The sequence below is a fragment of the Methylophilus sp. genome (assembly GCF_008015755.1).
Classification (GTDB): Bacteria; Pseudomonadota; Gammaproteobacteria; order Burkholderiales; family Methylophilaceae; genus Methylophilus.
Map to the genome: position 1 here is coordinate 25,470 of NZ_SSGF01000029.1, position 20,169 is coordinate 45,638.

The 20,169-nt window shown below is 51.7% G+C and carries 20 protein-coding genes; 7 read left to right on the forward strand and 13 right to left on the reverse strand.

The features are described from left to right. Positions 1-6 precede the first annotated feature (6 nt). From E6Q52_RS10890 to E6Q52_RS10905, 4 genes are read left to right on the forward strand one after another with little or no spacing between them, the layout of a single operon-like run. The gene (locus E6Q52_RS10890) at positions 7-918 is read left to right on the forward strand and encodes a hypothetical protein (RefSeq protein ID WP_292821931.1); all 912 of its coding nucleotides are present in this window, start codon (positions 7-9) and stop codon (positions 916-918) included. Continuing rightward, positions 918-1,883, forward strand: coding sequence for a vWA domain-containing protein (locus E6Q52_RS10895; protein WP_292821933.1), 966 nt, complete (start codon positions 918-920; stop codon positions 1,881-1,883). Before E6Q52_RS10890 ends, E6Q52_RS10895 begins: the two co-directional genes overlap by 1 nt. Next, on the forward strand, positions 1,883-2,419 hold the full coding sequence (locus E6Q52_RS10900) for a hypothetical protein (protein WP_292821935.1): 537 nt from the start codon (positions 1,883-1,885) through the stop codon (positions 2,417-2,419). Before E6Q52_RS10895 ends, E6Q52_RS10900 begins: the two co-directional genes overlap by 1 nt. After that, a complete protein-coding gene (locus E6Q52_RS10905) occupies positions 2,419-3,375 on the forward strand; it encodes a vWA domain-containing protein (RefSeq protein ID WP_292821937.1) in 957 nt (318 codons plus the stop codon). The genes E6Q52_RS10900 and E6Q52_RS10905 overlap by 1 nt, the downstream gene beginning before the upstream one ends. Before the next feature lie 15 nt (positions 3,376-3,390). Here E6Q52_RS10905 and E6Q52_RS10910 read toward each other — a convergent pair whose 3' ends face one another. Both E6Q52_RS10910 and E6Q52_RS10915 read right to left on the reverse strand, forming a co-directional pair. Further along, positions 3,391-4,548: a metallophosphoesterase gene (locus E6Q52_RS10910; protein ID WP_292821939.1), complete on the reverse strand. Its 1,158-nt coding sequence runs from the start codon at positions 4,546-4,548 to the stop codon at positions 3,391-3,393. An 81-nt stretch (positions 4,549-4,629) separates the two neighbouring features. Continuing rightward, positions 4,630-5,487: a zinc dependent phospholipase C family protein gene (locus E6Q52_RS10915; protein ID WP_292821941.1), complete on the reverse strand. Its 858-nt coding sequence runs from the start codon at positions 5,485-5,487 to the stop codon at positions 4,630-4,632. 131 nt (positions 5,488-5,618) lie between these two features. Here E6Q52_RS10915 and E6Q52_RS10920 point away from each other — a divergent pair, with 131 nt between their 5' ends. Beyond that, the gene (locus E6Q52_RS10920) at positions 5,619-6,809 is read left to right on the forward strand and encodes a glycosyltransferase (RefSeq protein WP_292821943.1); all 1,191 of its coding nucleotides are present in this window, start codon (positions 5,619-5,621) and stop codon (positions 6,807-6,809) included. A 129-nt stretch (positions 6,810-6,938) separates the two neighbouring features. On the opposite strand, the gene E6Q52_RS10925 is transcribed toward E6Q52_RS10920, so the two are convergent. Beyond that, positions 6,939-7,262, reverse strand: a complete 324-nt coding sequence (locus tag E6Q52_RS10925) for a DUF1330 domain-containing protein (RefSeq protein WP_292821945.1) — start codon at positions 7,260-7,262, stop codon at positions 6,939-6,941. A 184-nt stretch (positions 7,263-7,446) separates the two neighbouring features. Here E6Q52_RS10925 and E6Q52_RS10930 point away from each other — a divergent pair, with 184 nt between their 5' ends. Beyond that, entirely contained in the window at positions 7,447-8,169 is a 723-nt protein-coding gene (locus tag E6Q52_RS10930) for an MgtC/SapB family protein (RefSeq protein ID WP_292821947.1), read from the forward strand. A 59-nt stretch (positions 8,170-8,228) separates the two neighbouring features. On the opposite strand, the gene pstB is transcribed toward E6Q52_RS10930, so the two are convergent. The 6 genes from pstB to E6Q52_RS10960 form a co-directional block, all read right to left on the reverse strand. Continuing rightward, on the reverse strand, positions 8,229-9,008 hold the full coding sequence (gene pstB, locus E6Q52_RS10935) for a phosphate ABC transporter ATP-binding protein PstB (RefSeq protein ID WP_019881850.1): 780 nt from the start codon (positions 9,006-9,008) through the stop codon (positions 8,229-8,231). Between the two features lie 25 nt (positions 9,009-9,033). Beyond that, complete coding sequence (gene pstA / locus E6Q52_RS10940) at positions 9,034-9,972, reverse strand: phosphate ABC transporter permease PstA (protein WP_292821949.1); 939 nt, start codon at positions 9,970-9,972, stop codon at positions 9,034-9,036. A gap of 79 nt (positions 9,973-10,051) precedes the next feature. Continuing rightward, positions 10,052-10,978: a phosphate ABC transporter permease subunit PstC gene (gene pstC, locus E6Q52_RS10945; RefSeq protein ID WP_292821964.1), complete on the reverse strand. Its 927-nt coding sequence runs from the start codon at positions 10,976-10,978 to the stop codon at positions 10,052-10,054. A gap of 135 nt (positions 10,979-11,113) precedes the next feature. Next, complete coding sequence (locus E6Q52_RS10950) at positions 11,114-12,109, reverse strand: PstS family phosphate ABC transporter substrate-binding protein (protein WP_292821951.1); 996 nt, start codon at positions 12,107-12,109, stop codon at positions 11,114-11,116. Between the two features lie 123 nt (positions 12,110-12,232). Next, complete coding sequence (locus E6Q52_RS10955; protein WP_292821952.1) at positions 12,233-13,234, reverse strand: inorganic phosphate transporter; 1,002 nt, start codon at positions 13,232-13,234, stop codon at positions 12,233-12,235. 21 nt (positions 13,235-13,255) lie between these two features. Further along, positions 13,256-13,912 (reverse strand): DUF47 domain-containing protein, encoded by a 657-nt coding sequence (locus E6Q52_RS10960; protein ID WP_292821954.1) that lies wholly within the window; start codon positions 13,910-13,912, stop codon positions 13,256-13,258. 170 nt (positions 13,913-14,082) lie between these two features. On the opposite strand from E6Q52_RS10960, the gene prfB reads away from it, so the two are divergent. Next, a protein-coding gene (gene prfB / locus E6Q52_RS10965) for a peptide chain release factor 2 (RefSeq protein ID WP_292821966.1) occupies positions 14,083-15,187 on the forward strand; the annotation gives its coding sequence in 2 pieces (ribosomal slippage) (positions 14,083-14,163 and positions 14,165-15,187; 1,104 coding nt in all). Between the two features lie 54 nt (positions 15,188-15,241). On the opposite strand, the gene E6Q52_RS10970 is transcribed toward prfB, so the two are convergent. The 4 genes from E6Q52_RS10970 to acs all read right to left on the reverse strand — a co-directional run bounded on the left by E6Q52_RS10970 (position 15,242) and on the right by acs (position 19,896). Then, the gene (locus tag E6Q52_RS10970) at positions 15,242-15,622 is read right to left on the reverse strand and encodes a YchJ family metal-binding protein (RefSeq protein WP_292821956.1); all 381 of its coding nucleotides are present in this window, start codon (positions 15,620-15,622) and stop codon (positions 15,242-15,244) included. 3 nt (positions 15,623-15,625) lie between these two features. Continuing rightward, positions 15,626-16,102 (reverse strand): hypothetical protein, encoded by a 477-nt coding sequence (locus E6Q52_RS10975; RefSeq protein ID WP_292821958.1) that lies wholly within the window; start codon positions 16,100-16,102, stop codon positions 15,626-15,628. Positions 16,103-16,122: 20 nt separating this feature from the next. Continuing rightward, positions 16,123-17,697: a peptide chain release factor 3 gene (locus tag E6Q52_RS10980; protein WP_292821960.1), complete on the reverse strand. Its 1,575-nt coding sequence runs from the start codon at positions 17,695-17,697 to the stop codon at positions 16,123-16,125. 222 nt (positions 17,698-17,919) lie between these two features. After that, positions 17,920-19,896 (reverse strand): acetate--CoA ligase, encoded by a 1,977-nt coding sequence (gene acs, locus E6Q52_RS10985; RefSeq protein ID WP_292821962.1) that lies wholly within the window; start codon positions 19,894-19,896, stop codon positions 17,920-17,922. Positions 19,897-20,169: the final 273 nt, after the last annotated feature.

Sequence of the window (20,169 nt, forward strand, 5' to 3'; positions counted from 1 at the left end):
ATCGTGATGAAACAGATATTCCTAGCATGGCTGGTGGTCGGCCTGGTGGCCATGCCGGCAGGGGCCGAGACACCAGTCGCGGCAACATCGCCAGCGGCTGCGCAGGTTCTTAACGTGCGTAATCCGGCACATTATGCTGGCATACAAATGGGCGATGTGTTGCAACGCAGCCTGCAAGTCGCGGTGGCGGCGCAAGACCAGCTCAATGACAGCAACTTGCCGTTAAAAGGCCTGCAACGTCATGGCATCGAGTTACGCCAGTTAGCGGTGAGTAGTGCGGTCAAAGATGGTAAGAAAATTTATACACTACAGTTTGAATACCAGGTGTTTGCCAATAGCGGCCAGCCAGTGCAGTTGCAGTTACCGGCGGAGCGCGTGAGCTTTAATAGCGGCGCAACAGTTGAGTTACCTGCCTGGCGCTTTTGGCTGATGTCACAATTGCCAGACCGCTTGCATCCGGCCAAACCAACGCTGATTACGCAATATCGGCCCAGCTTGGTCGAGACTCAAACCACACAGCTTGGGCTTGGTTTAAGTGCGTTGCTGGCCGTGCTCGGCGGGCTCATCCTGTTGTATCGCAACGCCGACTGGACCTGGTTGCCGATGATGAATGGCCATTTTGCCCATGCATATCGTCGCCTGAAGCGCCTGCCTGCCACGGCAGACGGGCAAAAGCAGGCTGCGTTAATGATGCAGCATGCCTTTAATCAGCATTATGGCCAGCAATTGCTGGGTAGCGAGGTGCATGCATTTGTGCAGCAACAGCCAGTATTTCAATCGTTAGAGTCACAGATACAAGCGTTTTTTGCCCAGGCGAATGCCCTTTTGTATGGTGGGCAATTACCAGCCGCGACCGAGTACTTGCAGCAATGCAAAGCCTTGGCGCGTGAGTTGCGTGCTTGTGAACGGAGAGTGTGATGCATTGCTTACACCCCTGGTTCTTGCTGCTGTTACCAGTCGCGGCGGTACCGTTCCTGCTCAAAAGCCGGCATGCGCAAGCCTACTCCTGGCTGGAGATGGTGCCAGTGGATGCGTTTTCTGAGCGTATCAACTTATTGGTTAAAGCGGCCACTAGCCTGTTATTGCTATGCCTGGTGCTGGCTTTGGCCGGGCCGCAAGGCGATAGCCACCAGGAGCAAAAAATCGGCAAGGGCGCGCAAAGTGTGTTCGTGATTGACCGCAGCGTGAGCATGGATCACCCGTTTGCCGGACAGGCCACCGGTGGTCATGCCGCAGAAATCAAATCCGCCGCCGCCAGACGTTTGATTACAGCGTTTATTGACTCGCGGCCAGACGACATGATGGGCGTGGTCGGTTTCACCAACTCGGCTTTGTATGGCATGAAAATCACCACCAATCGCGACGGTATTCATGCCGCGATTCAGGCGGCGACTGGGCCTGCGCTTAACCAGACCAATATTGGCGCGGGCATCACCAATGCCGTGACCTTGTTTGAAAATATTGCCAGCACTGGTTCACGCGCGATTGTATTGTTATCAGATGGCGCTGGTAAATTGAGCCCACGCGTCAAATACCAGATTCGCAAGCAGCTGGTGGGCAAAAAACTTAACTTGTACTGGATTGTGCTGCGCGAGCCGGATGACATCAGTATTTTTACCGACAATGTTTTCGATGACGACCATTTGCCAGAGGCGATTGCGCTGGATCGTTTTTTTCAGTCATTGAATGTGAAATACAAGGCGTTTGAGGCGGATAACGCCACTGCGCTCGAGTCTGCATTACGTGAAATTGATGCCAAAGAGAAGAATGTGATTCAGTACGGCGTCATGATTCCGGGCCATGATTATGCCAAAGACTTGATGGTGATCGCTTTCATACTGGGCTTGGGCCTGGTGTTGATTAAACAGATAAAGGTGTATTAATGACTATCTATCGAAAAAATGCCAATGCGTTATGGGCAGTGGTGACCACGCTGGGCTTGCTTGGCGTAGTGTATTTTGGCTGGCAACTTTATCAGTTGCGTGCGCTTAATCAGCAGATTCAAGGCGGGGTGGTGATCAAGCAGGGCGGTTCACCGGCCTTGCAGAAGTTCACGGCCGCCTATGATCAAGGCTTGCATGGCGATTACAAGCACGCGGTGCAAAGCTATGGCCAGGCGCTGGAATTGTCGCCGCCCGCCAGCGAGTTGCCGCATATTCATTTTAATATTGGCAATAACCTGTTTTCGTCTGGCCTGGTGCGCACGGTGAACGAAGATGGCTCGTTTCAAGACGAAGCCCGTTACGCCTTCACCCAGGCCAAAATTGCCTATGAGCAGTCGTTACGGTTGCAGCCGGATGACAAAGCGGCCAAGTTCAACCTGGCTTTGTTGCACTCGGTGATGGCACGCGGCATGCAGGGCGCCAGCAAAGAGCAGTCGCACATGGAACTCAGTAACCTGCCGATAGGATTGCCATAATGAAGTGGCTCACTTGGTTAAAACAATATTATGAGCCGGTGTTGTATGGGCTTGCCCTGCTGCTGGTACTGCTGGCCTTGCTTAAGCCAGAAATCCAGCTCAGGCAACACGTGCAGCACTATCTGCTGATTGCGGATATTTCGCAAAGCATGAATGCTGAGGATGAAACACTGCAGCAACAAGCCGTGAGTCGCCTGGCTTATAGCCAGCATTTAATGAAGCAACTGGTGCATAAAGCGCCTTGCGGCACGTATTTTAGCCTGGGGATTTTTGCCTCGGACAATATTGCCATGCTGCAAACACCGCTGGAAGTGTGCAAAAACCTGGATGTGATCAGCGATGGCATTGATCATCTGGAGTGGCGCATGGCCTGGAAAGGCAATAGCCGCCTCAGTTTTGCCGTGCATGCGGCGACCCATGTTTATGACGCACTCAACCAACCGGCGCAAATGCTGTTTTTCACTGATGGCGATGAAGCGCCGCGCGTGAATGTGACCATCAAGCAAGATTTGAGTGGGGTGCAGATAGGCGAGTTTTTTACCTTTATTGGGGTTGGCGGCACGCAAAAAGTAGCGATTCCACGCTATAACTCAGCCAACAAAAAAGTGGGCGATTGGCCGGTGAGTGACAATAATAACGCGGGTGCAGTGGGCGTGACGTATGCGGATGCCAGCCAGGATGAACCGGATCCGCCTGTGGCTTATGCCGAATATGACCGCATGCTGTCGCAACTGGAGGAGGATTACCTGAAATCGCTGGCCGAGGAGTTTAAAGGCAGTTATTTGAAAGGTGCTGATAACGAAGCCTTTTACCATGCGCTGGCAGCCAAACCCGCCACCGCCAGCTTTGTCACTGATTACCCGTTACGCACGATCTATTTGTTGCTGGCGTTAGGGGTGTTATTGGCCACTTATGTGCCGGATATACGTTACCGGCGTCGGGCCGCAGCGGCCTAAGTGTCTCTTTCGTTGTTAATCGTTGGCTGCGACCAGCGTCAGGCAGGTGATTTCAGAGGGCGAGCCAAAGCGGTTCGGCGGGCCCCAATACCCGGTGCCGCGGCTGACATAAATCCATAAGTCCTGCAGCCGATGCAGGCCAGCGACATAAGGTTGTTGTAGCGGCACAAAGTATTTCCACGGCCAAAATTGGCCACCGTGGGTATGGCCAGACAGCTGCAAGTCAAAGCCTGCGGCTTCAGCCGCTTCTGCGCTGCGTGGCTGGTGCGCCAGCAATATTTTAGGCGCATCGGCAGGCGCACCAGCAATGGCCGCTTGTGGGTCGCTGTGATGGTCGTCATAAAAACTGCCTGCGGTGTAGTCTGTAACGCCAGCCAGCACCAGTGTGGCGCCTTCGTGCGTGAGCTGTACGTGTTCATTCAGCAATACGCGAACGCCGAGGCGCTCCAGCTCATGAATCCAGGCCAGTGCGCCTGAGTAATACTCATGATTCCCCGTCACAAAAAAACTGCCATGACGCGCCTCCAGCGTGGCTAATGGCCGCGTATGTTCGGCCAGTTCATGCACACGGCCGTCGACCAGGTCGCCGGTAATGGCAATCAGGTCGGCCTCTAAAGAATTCACTTGTTGTACGATGCGCGAGAGATAGCCTTGCTTGATGGTGGGGCCAACATGAATATCGCTGATCTGCACAATCTTAAAGCCATGCAAACTCTCTGGTAAGTCGCGCAATGGCACGGTGACGTTGACCACGCGCGCCAGTTTGCGTGCATTAAAAAAGCCAATGATGCTGATCAACAAAGCGGCCGTCACCACCAAAAACGCCGATTGTTTTTCCAGCGCCGTGAAGTCTATTTGGAGTAGATGCATGGCATGCAAGCCTGCCATCGTCAGTAACAGCACATCGCGTAGCACCGTGAATACCAGCAGGGATGAGAACAGCCCCATCACCGTCATGGCCACCCAACTGACACCATCGCGTAAGGATTGGTTGCTGAATCCGCGGGCCAGAAAGGCCACCGGTTGTAATAACGCAGAGGCGATCAACCCTGCCCAGCCCAGCCAGACGACCACATTAGGCCACGGTAAATCACCCAGCAGGCGTGCGCCAATGTAGTAGTGTAAAAGACCCACCAACGTGGTGGTCACAATCAGAAAACGGAGTGGTGGCATGCAGGTTGGGTTCGGAGGCTTGTTAGGATATATGCCTCTTAGATGGCGGCAATCCCAGTAGATTCAAGTCCGGCCGATGAGTTAGCAGTCTGGCTGGTTAAACCATTGAGGCTGATAGTGCTCAAATGCTTGTATCGCCCGCGTGGGTCGCAAGCGCGCATCCTGCAAGCACTTTTGGCGCCAGTCATCGAGTTGCTCCATGCCTAGGTTGATATGCTCGGCGTGTAGCGACGGGAAGGTGCCGTTAAGCAATTGCGGCAGATCGTGTAAGGCCAGGCTGACTTGGCCGCGATAATAGCCCAGTTTGTGTTCAAACTCGTTATCCAGCCTGCGGTAGCGGTGCAGCAGATATTGCGGGATACGCGACAGGCGTAAGGCCTGGTCGGCACTGGCCAGGCGAGACACGGCTTTATTAACGATGTCAGCGTCACATTGCCAGGCGGGTGTCAGTGTGTCGACGATGGTTTTGCGGTGTATGCGCAGTAATTTGCCGGGTGAGGGCAAGCCTGGCGTATGCAGATAGGCATCCATCGCCCATTCGGCGGCGGCATGCGTGAGCACACTGTGGTGCTGCCATTTGGCTTCAAAGGTCGGCACAAAGTGCTGGTGGGCGACCACATCCGTCAGCAAGTGGACGTTATAGCCGATGCCCAGCGCCAGTTGCCGTTCGTTTTTGGTATGCAGCAATTGCTGGCCCATGCCCCAACCATGGCTATGGTTAAAGGTGCGCGATACCACGGCCAGGTCTGGCAGGCAGGCACCGGCCATCACCAACGTTGGGTAGCGCCGCATCACGCCCAGCCAGGGCAGTGGGAGCAACGGCAACGCTTGCAGCCACTGGTGGGTATAAGCAACGTGCGAATACAAGCCCCAGGCATGTGCCTCACTGGGTAGCGCCAGTAACAGTAACAAACTGATGAGTAGGGTGCGGATCAACATGGGCGCACTTTGCGCTTGCTAGATGACAGTTGGATGAATGCTGTATGACGTTGATATGAAAGCGATTTTCGTCATAAAAGCATCACGATTGCTTGTTAAGCTGTGTGAAATTTGTTAACTCGGAATCCTGCATGAAAATATTGATGATTTCAGATGTGTATTTCCCGCGCGTGAATGGCGTATCTACCAGCATACGGACCTTTGCTGAAAGTTTGCGCGAGCAGGGCCATGTCGTCCATCTGATTGCACCGCAGTATCCAGGCCAGCCCGCCTCCGCAGACGAGCGCTGGATTACCCGCATAGACGCACGCAAAATCGTGTTTGACCCAGAAGACTATTTAATGAAATGGTCGGCCTTGATGGCGTATGCCAACACCCTGCATCCTGGGGATTATGACCTGGTGCATATCCACACGCCTTTTATTGCGCACTATGCCGGGCTCAAAATTGCCAAAAAACTGCAAGTGCCCGTGGTCGAAACCTACCACACCTTTTTTGAGGATTACATGCATCACTACTTGCCGTGGGTGCCACGCAAATGGGCGGTGCGTATTGCACAAAGCGTGTCGCGCAAGCAGTGTCAGCAGGTCGATACCGTGGTCTCGCCTTCGGCACAGATGCGCGAGGTCTTGCAGCAATATGGCGTGACGACACCAATCAGCGTGATTCCGACCGGGCTGGATGCTTCGCGTTTTGTGCCTGGCGACGGTGCCGCGTTTAGAGAGAAATATGGCATTCCGGCACAACGCCCGTTGTTGCTGTTTGTGGGCCGTGTTGCCTATGAGAAAAATATACAATTTTTGCTAGAAATGCTGTCACTGGTGATTCAGGACCACCCAGAAGTGTTGTTGGTGATTACAGGTGAAGGCCCAGCCGAGGCCATGCTAAAAAAAATGGCGCGTGATAAAGGCTTGCAGTCACACGTGATGTTCTTGGGCTATCTTGATAGAGTGATTGGTTTGAACGCCGCCTATCAGTCGGCAGACATTTTTGTATTTGCCTCCAAGAGCGAAACACAGGGACTGGTATTGCTGGAAGCCATGGCACAGTCTACGCCAGTGGTGGCGATTGCCGAGTTGGGCACTGCTTCTATCTTGCGTCAGGAGCAGGGCGCCTTGATTGCCAAGGATGATGAATTGCACTTTGCCGAGCAAGTACAAACCTTGCTCATAGACCATCAATTACGTGAGCGTGTCGGTAAACAAGGCAAACGGTATGTCGAGCAGGTGTGGTCTAGCGATGCGCAGGCAAACAAGTTGCTTGAGTGCTATGAGCGCCTGATGTTGGCGCATATGCCCATGGCGGCCTCTGCAGTTGCTTGAGGCCATGCGCTGCTGAGTGAAATGCTTTTGGATGCTGCCCTTTGTTTTAATGCGATGTAAGCTGGTGCAATACACTCGATGATTTAAGCGATTGCACCACTGGATTCTCTCGCAGGTGTCCCTGAGCCTTTATTTGGGAAGGTAAGGGATGCTTCCTGCAACATCAGTATCATCAATCAACTGAAAACGGCTTTCAGTGCCATCCTGTCTAGCTTTGGCATAGGGTGCATACTCAGGATCATTCGCAAACGCCAATGCAGATTCTTTGTTCGGAAACTGAATCAACGCAATCAAAGTATTTTCTAGTGGTTTACCCTCAAGCACGTCTATATTGCCACTACGGCTCAAATATTTGCCACCATGTTTTGCAGCGATCAGGTGCACATGCTTTGCATATTCAGGCACCCACTGATCATCTTTGACTAAAACATCTGCAATTAAAAACGCCGTCATTGTTCTCTCCTTGATTGTTGGTTGGTAAATGCGCAGTCTACCTAAGCTTTTATTGATTAGGTAACTTTCATTTTAACAAGTTTGCCGAGATCGTCTGTGTCAGTGTCATGTCAGACGGCTTGCTTTACAATGCTGCCTGGTTGCTTAAAGCTCAAATACACACAATCGCTTTTTAAGGATCGTCATGACATTGCAGGCCATTCAAAATATTAACCTGATCTCTTTGGCCGATTCATTGCTCAGCCTGACGACGGCGTTTGTCTGCGGTGCCGTGATTGGGTTTGAACGCCAGTATCGGCAGCGCACGGCGGGCTTGCGTACCAATGTGTTGGTCGCCGTCGGCGCCGCTATTTTTGTCGATATGGCCAATCGCCTGACCGGCAATGAGGGGGCTGTGCACGTGGTGGCTTACGTGGTCTCGGGCATTGGTTTTTTAGGCGCTGGTGTCATTATGCGTGAAGAAGGTAATGTGCGCGGGCTCAACACGGCGGCAACGTTGTGGGGCTCGGCGGCAGTGGGCGCGTGTGCGGGCGCGGATTTGTTATTAGAGGCGGTGTTAGGCACCTTGTTTGTGTTGGCAACCAATACGCTGTTACGGCCCGTGGTGAATCAGATTAACCGCAAGCCGATTGATACTTTGCGTGTAGAGTCGACCACCACCATTTATGTGATTGCGTTACGGCAGCATCAGAAAGAGGCGCTGGCCTTGCTGGAAAGCATGCTGGCGGATGCGCAATACCCAACCAAGCATTTACAGATGCATGCCTTTGGCAATGACTGCGTAGAGATTGAGGTGGAGTTATTAGCCGCAGCCATTAATAGTGATGAGCTGGATGCCGTGACGCAACGGCTATTGGCTGCAAGCTATATTCATCAGGCTTTCTGGAGCCCGAGTATGATGGATTAACCGTAACAAGACGCATAAAAAACGCCACATCATGTGGCGTTTTTTTATTCAGACAGGCATTAACCAAACTTGCCGGTAATGTAGTCTTCGGTTTCTTTACGGCCTGGGTTGGTGAAAATTTTGTCTGTATCATCGTACTCGATCAGCTCGCCAAGATACATATAGGCGGTGTAGTCAGACACACGTGCCGCCTGTTGCATGTTGTGCGTGACCACCAGGATCGTCAGCTTGCTTCGCAGTTCTACCATCAGCTCTTCGATGTTAGCGGTGGCGATCGGGTCTAGCGCAGAGGTTGGCTCGTCAAACAGCATGATTTCCGGGTCGGTGGCCAAGGCACGGGCGATACACAAACGTTGTTGCTGGCCGCCAGAGAGGTTAAAGGCCAGGTCGTGCAAACGGTCTTTCACTTCGTTCCACAAGGCCGCGCCTTTAAGCGCTTCTTCTACCTTGTCATCCATGATGCGTTTGTTGTTTTCGCCGCGCACACGCAGACCATAGGCCACGTTTTCGTAGATGGATTTTGGAAACGGGTTCGGTTTCTGAAATACCATGCTGATACGCATACGCACTTCAATCGGGTCTACGCCGCTATCCAGCACATTGGTATTGTCTGGGTGCATGACGATCTCGCCCTGATATTTATTGCCAGGATACAAATCGTGCATACGGTTAAAACAGCGCAGGAAGGTGGATTTTCCGCAACCGGAAGGGCCAATCAGCGCCGTGATTTTGTTTTCATACAAAGGCATGGAGATGCCTTTGAGTGCGCGGGCGCCGTTGCTATAAAAAAAGTTTAAATCGCGTGCTTCGGCTTTTATTGCAGTAGTGACAGTGGCCATGGAGTTTCCTAAATCTTGTGTGGCATTACCATTTAATATTTTTACGGATTTTGTAGCGCAACCAGATGGCTGCACCGTTCATTAACAGTGTGACAACGATAATCAGTGCACCAGTGGCGGCCGCATTGACGTGAAACGCATGGTCAGGGCGCGACAACCAGTTAAACATTTGAATCGGCATCACGGTAAAGCCTGAAGACAACCATTCAAAGTTAAGGAAGGGTGGCTCGGTGGTGATCGGGCTTGGTGGCAAGAAGGCGATAAAGGTCAGCGCACCAATCGTAATAATCGGCGCAGTTTCACCCAAGGCGCGCGCCATGCCGATAATAATACCGGTGAGGATGCCGCCGTAAGAGTATTTGAATACGTGGTCGTAAACGACTTGCCATTTGGTGGCACCGACGCCATAGGCGGCTTCGCGGATAGAGACTGGGATGGCGCGAATGGCTTCACGGGTGGAGACAATCACAATCGGCAGAATCAGCAGGCCTAAGGTTAAACCCGCAGTGAGGATGCTCTGGCCGAAGTCCAGCATGTAGACAAACAAGCCCAATGCCAGCAAACCGTAAATGATGGAAGGCACGCCAGCCAGGTTAGACACGTTGATTTCAATCAGGTCAGTAAACCAGTTTTTTGGCGCATATTCTTCCAGGTATAACCCAGCGGCAACACCTACTGGCACGGCAGTCAAAAAGGTGACCGACATTACCAATAATGAGCCCACCCACGCAGACAACAGGCCAGCACGGCCCGCCCGGCGGGATGGAAACTCCGTCAGGAAATCCAGGTTGAATTTAGGATGACCATCGGCAATCAGTTGCCAGAACAACAGCATCAGCGTCATCAAACCCAGCATCAGGCAAATCAGGCCCAGGGTGGCAAAGAGTGCATCATTACGCTTGTGGCGTTTAATCATGGCGCGTACGTCGGCCAGATTTTCGAGGACAGAAGCTTTATGTTCCATGGTGTGTGGTTTCCGCATTGGCCAGTAGTCTGGCTACTGGCAGTGTATGGTGATTATGTGTCAGTAATAAGACTATTTATTAGTAGCTTTCGCGGTATTTCTTGCGTACCCAGTGACCAAAAATATTGAATGACAATGTCATCGCCATCAATACCAGGCCTGCGGCAAAAATACTTTGGTAACCAATGCTGCCGTGTGGCAAGTCACCCATGGCTACTTGTACGATGTAAGCGGTGATGGTCGCTGCGCTATCCAGTGGGTTAAAGGTCAGGTTAGGTTGCTGACCCGCGGCAATCGCCACCACCATGGTTTCGCCCACTGCACGTGAGACAGCCAGAATGTAGGCAGCCACAATGCCCGAAATCGCTGCCGGGGTGACCACTTTAATCGCTGTCTGGAAGCGTGTCGCGCCCATGGCATAAGAGCCTTCACGCATGCTCATAGGCACGGCGCGCATGGCATCCTCAGACATGGAGGCAATATACGGAATAATCATGACGCCCATGACAATCCCGGCACCGAGCATATTGAAGCTTGGCAGCGAAGGGTAAATACTTTGCAGTAAAGGTGTCACAAAAAATAGCGCGAAGTAGCCAAATACAACGGTAGGCACACCGACTAGCAGTTCGAGGATAGGTTTGACGATTTCACGCGTTTTGTGTGAAGCAAATTCAGACAGGAAAATGGCAGAAATAGTGCCGATGGGCACGGCAACCGCCAGTGCGATAGCTGAGGTGGTCAAGGTGCCGGAAACCAGCGGCATAATGCCGTAATGCGCATCTTCGAATAACGGGGTCCATTGCGTATCGGTAAAAAAGTCGATTACAGAAACCGTTTTGAAAAAGCTGAGAGATTCGTATAACAACACACCAACAATGGCAAATGTGGTGGCGACCGCAACCAAGGCTGCCATCATGAGGATCAGTTCAATAATCCGTTCTTTGACATTGCGGCGGATATTTTTCGCCAGTCTGGGGCTGATGGTCAGTTGTGCAGGTAGTTGCATTGCTTGAGTCGCCATAGTATTGAGCTTTGAGTGATGATCAAGAGTATTGATCTGCCAAGAGAGAATTTTAGCGGATAAACCACTGTTCAGGCCGGGTTATCAAGAAAAAAGGGGCGTTGCAGCCCCTTTTTATATTTACTTGATACGGGATAACAAGTCAGTAATCTTAACGCCGACTTCTGAGGTGCCGTTGAAGCCAGTGCCTGGTTTCATTGCCTTGAAGTGTTCTTTTACGGCGCTGTAATCTGCTTTAGGCAGTGGCACGTATTTGACTTCTTTGACCAGGTCTGGCGCGTTTTCCAGGTAGTAATTCACAAACGCTTTAATCTCTGGCTTGAACGCGGCTGAAGTCGCGTTTACGTAAATGAACAATGGGCGTGACAGCGGCTGATAAGTCCCATCCATCACGGTCGCTTCAGAGGGCAATACTGGTTTGCCGCCTTCTTTAGCCACCACTGGTACGGCTTTCAGTTTGTCGGTGTTTTCCAGGTAGTAAGCCAGGCCGAAGTAAGCCATCCCGCCGTTGTTACCGGCTACGCCTTGCACCAGCACGTTGTCATCTTCAGACGGGGTGTAGTCAGTACGACTGGCTTTGGCTTTGCCATTTACAGCTTCAGTGAAGTAGTCGAAGGTACCAGAAGCAGTGCCAGGGCCATACAGGTTGATTGATTTATCTGGGTAAGTCGCGTTGACTTCTTTCCAGCTTTTCACTTTAGAGCCTGGCTCCCAGATTTTTTTCAGTTCAGCGACGGTGATTTGTTTCACCCAGTCATTTTTAGCGTTCACGACCACCGTCAAGGCATCGTAAGCAATCGGCAGTTCAATAAACTGCACGCCACCTTCTTTACACGCATCGATTTCTTTTTGTGAAATCGGGCGGGAAGCATCTGAAATATCGGTTTCGCCACGGCAGAATTTCTTGAAGCCGCCGCCAGTGCCGGATTCGCCGACAGTGACCTTCACGCCTTTAGCGCGTTGGAATTCTTCAGCCACGGCCTCGGTAATCGGGTAAACCGTGCTAGAACCATCAATCTTGATGATTTTGTCCGCAGCCGCTGCTGAGTGAGCGAAGCTAAATGCCTGAACGATCAGACCGGCCATTAAAGTATTGCGGAACAAACGGGTTTTCATCTATACACTCCTGTGATTGGTGTTGTCTGTTGTGATGCACGAAATCATAAGAATTTTATATGACAGAAATGTGACAAAAAATAAAAAAGGCGCAGTCTGCGCCCTTTTTATTGCCTTTTTAGCTTACAGCAAGCTTTCACCAATATGGTAAGCAATCGCCGCCATGATCGCGGCGCAGGGAATGGTCAGCACCCAAGCCCACACAATTCGTGAGGCGAGGCCCCAGCGAACGGCGGTCATGCGACGGGATAGGCCGACACCGACAATCGCGCCGGTAATAGTGTGCGTGGTCGAGACCGGAATCCCCAGGCTGGTCGCCAGAAATAAGGCAATCGAGCCCGAGGTTTGTGCCGCAAAGCCACCCGTTGGGCGAATTTTGGTAATGCCCATGCCCATGGTGCGCACAATGCGCCAGCCGCCAAACAGTGTGCCTAAGCCCATCGCTAGCTGGCAGGCGATCACTACCCAAAACGGTACATGAAAGTCACCGTGCAAATAACCATTGGCAAATAGCAATACCGTGATGATGCCCATGGTTTTTTGCGCATCGTTGGCGCCGTGGCCAAGGCTGAACAGCGAGGATGAAATAAATTGCAGCTTGTTAAAGCGGCTTTCTATTTTGTAGGGCGAGGATTTTTGAAACACCCACATAATGCCAATCGACAGCAGCAGCGCCAGTATCATGCCAAACAGGGGCGACAGGATAATCGCAATGCCAGTGCTGATCAGCTTGCTGCCTAAAATCACGCCTTTGGTGCCTGAGTGCGCCATGCCTGCACCGATCAAACCGCCGATCAAGGCGTGTGAGGAGGAGGAGGGGATACCAAACCACCAGGTGATGACGTTCCAGGCGATGGCGCCGAATAGCGCGCCAAAAATGACCGTGTTATTGACGATATTGGGGTCAATAATGCCTTTGCCTACCGTATCAGCCACGTGCAGGCCAAAAAACATAAATGCGACAAAGTTAAAAAAGGCCGCCCAGATCACAGCGGCCTGCGGGGTCAGTAAACGGGTAGACACCATGAGCGCAATCGAGTTGGCCGCATCGTGAAAACCGTTCATAAAGTCAAAGATCAGGGCGACGAAGACCAGCACCGCCATGACTAAAATCACATGATCCATGTTGAGTTCCTGGTAACGGTCTTAAATACGTTCAAGCACAACGCCATGGATGACGTCAGCCACGTCTTCACAGCTGTCGACGGCTTCTTCAAACAAGTCATACAATTGTTTTGAGCGGATCAGTGTGCGTGCATCGTGGTCTTCAGAAAATAGCCGGTGCATGCCGGAGCGCATAATATGGTCTGCTTCGCCTTCGATTTTGCTGATTTCTTCACAGGTGCGCAAAATACGCTCGGCATTTTTCATGTCAGACAGCATGTGTACTGCGTCCTGCACTTTTTCAGCTGCACGCAACAGGATTTGTGCCAGCGCCACCATTTCTGGTGTGAATTTGCTGTTGCCGTAAATCTCGACGCTTTGCGGAATCGCTTCCATATAGTCAATGATGTCATCCAGCGCCATCGCCAGTTCACGGATTTCGCGGCGGTCAAACGGGGTGATAAAGGTTTTGTGTAGCGACAGCAAGATTTCTTTGGTGTACTCGTCCGCCTCGGATTCAATGTCGCGAATATCGGAAAAATGTTTTTGGAACCCGGCCTGGTCAACCTCTGCAGCCATCAAGGCTAACACTTTGGAACCACGCACCGCACAATCGGCCAAACGGTTAAACAGTACAAAATAGTTATCGTTTCTGGGGCTGATTGCAGCCATGATGCGGCCAAAAGTGGCATTCGCCATTGGGTACTCCCTAGTGGTTTCAAAGTTTTGTGACAGGGATTTTACTATTTTGTGACAGTGTTTGTGACAAAAATCTGTATCTGAAACCGAAGCCAAGCGTGCTAATGGCGCAAAATCGCCGTTTTAGCTGCGGTATAATGCTGCTTTTTACACAATTTAAAACCCATCCTATGGAAGCCGAACAACTAAATGCCATCGCCAATGCCTTGAGCGATTTAACCCAGCGTCACCTTGCCCTTCGGGGGTATCTTTGACTACGAAAACAAAGAGCAACGTTTAGCCGAAGTTAACGGCCTGCTTGAAGACCCCAAAGTGTGGGATGACGCCGAAAAAGCGCAAAAGCTGGGCAAAGAAAAACGCATGCTGGAAACCGTGGTCATGACCCTGGACTCAGTGGCGCAATCGCTGACCGATAGCCAAGAGCTGTTTGACATGGCACGCGAAGAAAGCGATGACGATACGCTGCTCAGCGTCAGTGATGACGTACAAAAAGTCGAAAAAATCATCGCCGAGATGGAATTTAAACGCATGTTTTCGCAGCCGATGGACGCCAACAACTGCTTTATTGAGTTTCAGTCTGGCAGTGGTGGCACCGAGGCACAAGACTGGGCAGGCATGTTGCTGCGCATGTATCTGCGTTATGTCGAGCGCAAAGGCTTTACGGTAGAAGTGCTTGAAGAGTCCGAGGGCGATATCGCCGGTATTAAAGGTGCGTCACTCAAGGTGAGTGGTGATTACGCGTTTGGTACTTTGCGTACTGAGAGCGGCGTGCATCGCTTGGTACGTAAATCTCCGTTTGATGCTAACTCCAAACGCCACACCAGTTTCGCCAGCGTGCAGATATTCCCCGAGGTCGATGATTCGATTGAAATTGAAATCAACCCGGCGGATTTGCGTATTGACACCTACCGTGCCAGCGGCGCTGGTGGTCAGCATATTAACAAGACCGATTCTGCGGTGCGGATTACCCACTTGCCGACCGGTGTTGTGGTGCAATGCCAAAACGACCGCTCACAGCATAGAAACAAAGAAGAAGCGATGAATATGCTCAAAGGCGCGCTGTATAACCTCGAGCTGAGTAAGCGTAACGAAGAAAAACAGGCGCTGGAAGATGCCAAAACCGATATTGGCTGGGGTCACCAGATCCGTAGTTACGTGTTGGACCAGGGCCGTATCAAAGACCTGCGTACGGGGGTCGAGATCGGCAATACGCAGGGCGTGCTCGATGGCGACTTGGATCCGTTTATTATGGAAAGCCTGAAACAGGGGATGTAATTTGCACTCATAAAAAAGGCAGCGATTTCGCTGCCTTTTTTATTGCCCGACCATTTAGTCAATCTGCCCGTCGATATACAGCCATTGCCCACTTGCACGGCTAAAGCGGCTGTGCTCGGTTAATTGCTCTTTCTTTTGTTGGCCGCTCTGGAAAGTCGCCACAAATTTCACTAACGCGTGCTCCGCATCGACTTGTGTATGCGACAGCACTTGCAGCTTGAGCCATTTAATACCCTTGAGGTCCTCTTGCGTCAGGGTGGCGGGGCGCGTATCAGCTTGCCAGGTTTGCAAAATATAGTCTGGCAACTTCAGTGCATAAGCGCTGTAACGTGAGCGCATCAGGCGTTCGGCATCGGGCGCGGCCAGTCCGTGATGTAATGGCTGGCAGCAGTCGCCATAGGGTTTTCCGCTATAGCAGGGGCAGGCGTTTTTCATGGTTTAAAACAGTTCCGCTTGTGCGGCTGGCGGCGCAGCCCGCAGTTGGTCGATATTAATCTCAAAAATCCCCAGCTTGCCAGCGCAAGGCATCAAGGGTAATGGCGTTGCTTGCGCAAATAAAAAGCCGTAATACTCTTGATGCACGCCACCAAAATGCGCGCGTTGTTCGCGGCTGATGCCTGCTGGCAACTCGCCAGGCTTGCTGCACAACACCAGCCTCGCAATCCCGACCACACCGCCATAGTCTAGTTTGTCTTTGTCGGGGATAGGGATGTCGGTATGGTGTTTGATGTACTGGTAATACTCTTCATACAGGCCTTTGCTGGCATGAATGAGCACCGGTCCGCGATATTGCGTGCCCCAACTGCGGTCATCCACCAGCAGGTAGCCGTTTGCGATCAGCCAGGCAAACGGTTGCTTGAATGATAAGGCCTTGATGGCACCCGACAGACGATCAGGCTGCGCTGGCGTTGACATGGTCTAACCGCGAATTAAGCTTAGGCAATTTCCCGCGTTTCTTTAAACTCAATATCCGGATAACGCTCTTGCGCCATTTGCAGGTTCACGCGGTTAGGCGCCAGGTAGACGTAATCATCTGCGCTATCGAGGCCAACGTTAAAGCCGTATTTATCGGCAATTGCTTTCAGGTCGGCGTCACTGCCCTTGAGCCAGCGCGCGGTATAGCAGTCGTAGGGCTCAAACACCATATCGACGCCGTATTCATGCTCCAGGCGGTGTGCCACCACGTCAAACTGCAACATACCCACAGCACCCAGAATCAGGTCGTTGGATAACAGCGGACGGAACAGCTGTGCTGCGCCTTCTTCGGATAACTGCTTGAGGCCGATTTGTAACTGCTTCATTTTCATTGGGTTTTTAATGCGTGCGCGACGGAAAAACTCTGGCGCAAACGACGGGATGCCAATGAATTTAAGCGCTTCGTTCTCGGTAAACGTGTCGCCTAACTTGATGGTGCCGTGGTTAGGGATACCGATAATGTCACCCGAGTAAGCTTCGTCCATGATGGTACGGTCTTGCGCCATAAAGGTGATAGCGTTGTTAACGTTGAGCATCTTGCCAGAAGCGACTTGCTTGATTTTCATGCCACGCTCAAAACGGCCAGAGCACACGCGCAAAAAGGCAATACGGTCGCGATGTTTGGGGTCCATGTTTGCCTGGATTTTAAACACAAAGCCCGCAAATTTCTCTTCGTTCGCGGCGACCGCGCGCGTGGCGGTGTTGCGCGCTTGCGGCGGTGGCGATAAATCGACCACCGCATCCAGCAGGGACTGCACACCAAAGTTATTGACCGCTGAGCCAAAAAACACTGGCGTTTGCTTGCCGCTTAAATAACGCTCTTTGTTGAACTCGTTGGAGGCGCCGCGTACCAGTTCGATATCGACGCGCAACTCTTGCGCCTGATAGCCGATCAATTCATCCAGGCGTGGATTATCTAGGCCTTGAATGGTTTCTGAGGTGCCTTTTTCAGCACGCGGGTCAAAAAACAAGATGGAGTCGTTGATCAGGCTATAGACGCCACGGAAAGTTTTACCCATGCCGATTGGCCAGGTCATGGGCGCACACTCCATGCCCAAGGTGGTTTCGATTTCATCCAGCAATTCAATCGGTGCGCGGCTCTCGCGGTCCAGCTTGTTGATAAAGGTGATAATCGGTGTGTCACGCATGCGGCACACATTCAGCAGCTTGATGGTTTGCGCTTCTACACCATTTACCGAGTCAATCACCATCACGGCAGAGTCCACCGCTGTTAAGGTACGATAGGTATCTTCGGAGAAGTCATCATGGCCCGGTGTGTCTAGCAGGTTGACCATATGCTCGCGGTAAGGAAACTGCATGACGGAGGAGGTGACTGAAATACCGCGTTGCTTTTCCAGCTCCATCCAGTCCGAGGTGGCATGGCGCGCGGCTTTACGGCCACGCACTTCACCGGCGACCTGAATCGCGCCACCAAACCACAATAGTTTTTCTGTGAGTGTGGTTTTACCCGCATCCGGGTGCGAAATAATGGCAAAGGTACGGCGGCGTTCGACTTCTTGCTGCAAACTGGACATGAAAAAATAGCGCTTTGGGAAAAAGCGCTATTTTAACTCAGATTTTAGATTGAACCTCATGACCGACCAACCCAGATTATTTTCGCATCAGAAAGACAGCGATCGCGGCAAAAACAATCAGAATAATTAAACCTTCCATAGACTGTCTTTAAAAAACATTTTTTACTGCCGACGGACGCGGATAAACGCAGAGGGTTTCTTTGATTATCCGCATTTTTCGACTTAATTAACGGGTTGTTTTAATTGCTCGAGAATGGCGGGGTTATCCAGCGTCGAAATATCTGACGTGATTTCCTCGCCTTTGGCCAGGCTGCGTAACAAGCGGCGCATGATCTTGCCGGAGCGGGTTTTTGGCAGGTTGTCGCCAAAACGGATTTCGTCAGGTTTGGCAATTGGGCCGATTTCTTTGCCTACCCACTCGCGCAACTCAGCGACGATTTTCTTGGCTTCTTCGCCTTCTGGGCGTTTGCCTTTGAGTACGACATAAGCCACGACCGACTCACCTTTAATCGGGTGTGGTTTGCCTACGACGGCAGATTCGGCCACCAAATGGTTAGCGACCAATGCTGACTCAATCTCCATGGTGCCAAGGCGGTGACCAGACACGTTCAACACGTCGTCGATACGACCCATAATGGTGAAGTTACCTGTGTCGGCATCACGCACGGCGCCGTCGCCAGCCAGGTATAAATTGCCGCCCAATTCCGCTGGAAAATAGCTGGTTTTATAACGCTCAGGGTCGTTATAAATGGTGCGTATCATCGATGGCCATGGCTTTTTAATCACCAAGAGGCCGCCGCTGCCCCAGGGAATCTCTTTACCGGTTTCATCGACCACGTCGATATCAATGCCGGGGAAGGGCAGCGTGCAGGAGCCTGGCACCAGCGGCGTCGCGCCTGGTAAAGGGGTGATGACATGACCACCGGTTTCGGTTTGCCAGAAGGTATCGACAATCGGGCAGCGGTTGCCGCCGACTTGCTCGTAGTACCACATCCAGGCTTCCGGGTTGATCGGTTCACCGACGGTGCCTAGTAGACGCAGGCTGGATAAATCAAAGTGGTTAGGATGGGTAGTGAAGTCAGTTTCACCAGCTTTAATCAGTGAGCGGATCGCTGTCGGCGCGGTGTAAAACACGCTGACTTTGTGGCGCTGGATCATCTCCCAGAAGCGGCCTGCGTTTGGGAAGGTCGGAATGCCTTCAAACACGATTTGCGTCGCGCCCATGGCGAGTGGCCCGTAGGTCACATAGCTGTGGCCGGTAATCCAGCCCACATCGGCCGTACACCAGTAGATATCCTCTGGCTTGATGTCAAAAGTCCAGCGCATGGTATTCATGGCATGCAGCAAGTAACCGGCTGAGCTATGTTGCACGCCCTTGGGTTTGCCGGTAGAGCCTGAGGTGTAGAGTAAGAATAATGGGTGTTCAGCATCGACCATCACCGGTTCACAGGTGTCCGCTTGATCGGCAATCAGGTCATGCCACCACACACATTTGCTATCCCAGGCCACGTCCTGGCCAGTTTTTTTAAACACCACCATATGACGGATGCTGTCACAGCCGCCCATGGCAATACCTTCGTCGACCGCTTGTTTCAGTGGCAGGGTTTTGCCGCCACGGTATTGGCCGTCAGAAGTAATCACAGCGACCGCACCTGCATCGATAATCCGTTCATTCAGGCTTTTGGCTGAGAAGCCGCCAAATACCACGGAGTGGATAATACCCAAGCGTGCACAGGCTTGCATGGCAACGATGGCTTCAATGCCCATCGGCAGGTAAATAATGACGCGGTCACCCTTGGCCAGGTTAAGCGATTTCAAGCCATTGGCAAACTGACACACCTGGTGATACAGCGCTTTGTAAGTGACATTTTTCACATCGCCGTTATCTGCTTCAAAAATAATGGCGGTCTTATTCGGGATGGTTTGCAGGTGCTTGTCCAAGCAATTGGCGGAGACGTTCAGTTCGCCATCTTCAAACCATTTATAGAAGGGCGCATTGTCCTGATTGAGCGTTTTTGTGAATGGCTTGTGCCAAATCAATAACTCGCGTGCCAGTTTGGCCCAAAATCCTTCGTAATCCTGCAATGCTTCTGCATGCAGACGCTGGTATTCCTCCATGCTGCCCACGGCCGCCTGGCTGGAAAAAGCCTTGCCCGGCGCAAATACGCGGTGTTCATGAAGTACAGATTCGATAGACATAGCGTCCCCCAAAAATCAATGTCAAAAAATGAAAGTGTGAGCGAACCTCAGGTATTATTGTTTTGGTTCTGATTGACAAACTCTCCGAGCACACAACTCATTACAAGAGCAAAAACTCATGCAACAACTTGCCCAAATTCTAACAGAAAAGCAGGTCGCGTCTACAGAAGCCGCCTATTTGCTTCATGCAGCAGCCTGCAGTCCATTTTTTGCCAGATTTGTTACAAAACATACAGATTTTATAACTGATTTGTTAGATAACTTATATAAGAC